The organism is Arsenicibacter rosenii (assembly GCF_001870735.1).
Taxonomy (GTDB): domain Bacteria; phylum Bacteroidota; class Bacteroidia; order Cytophagales; family Spirosomataceae; genus Arsenicibacter; species Arsenicibacter rosenii.
Genome location: NZ_MORL01000225.1, coordinates 1 through 647, shown reverse-complemented (window position 1 = coordinate 647; position 647 = coordinate 1). Strand labels below are relative to the sequence as shown.

Genomic DNA, 647 nt, shown 5'->3' with positions numbered 1-647 from the left:
AGATCACCCTTCAGCAGTGCCCCGAAAGCGCTGCCCGCATTGCTCCAGAGCTCCTTCTTTTTCTGCTGAAGGTCCGCTTCGATTTTAGCCAGGTCGGCCGCATTGGCAGCGACAGCCGCCTTGCGCTCATTGAGGTATTTTTTCTCAATTCCCGACAGGGTTTGCGCCAGCAGATCCTTATCCGAAATCTCCCGGGTGGCCTTAGCCTTTTCGGCCGCTTCTTCTTCCTTCAGCCCATTGATGGTAAAGAGCAGGATCGTATTCGCCCGCTCTTTAGCCAGCTGGGCCAGCTTCTGATTATTCCCCCTTGCCTGAAGCTCCTTCCAGTCGAGCAGGGCCATTTCGGCTTCCTGCTCCTGCCTGGCCACGTTGCGAAGCACCTCCAGCCGCTTCTGGGCCGCTTCTTCGTCTTCCTTCTTTTTCTTTTCGCTGTACTTGGTATGAACACCGGCAATATCCTGCTCCAGCTTTTCATTGAGTGCCGTCAGCTGTTTATCCTTGACCGACTGCGCCTGAAGACCCTTCATGATCGCTTCGGCTTCGCGGTCGCGGGCAGCTTGCAGCTTAGCAATATCACGGCCTTCTTCACTGGCAATGCGGGCAATGTGGTTTTCTTCCTCCAGCTTCGAGAGCTCTTCCAGCGCTTT

At 55.3% G+C, this 647-nt stretch carries 1 protein-coding gene; it reads right to left on the bottom strand.

Annotated features, from left to right (window positions below):
• Positions 1-647 (bottom strand): hypothetical protein (locus tag BLX24_RS33185; RefSeq protein ID WP_177226004.1); only part of this gene is annotated, 647 nt, incomplete at both ends.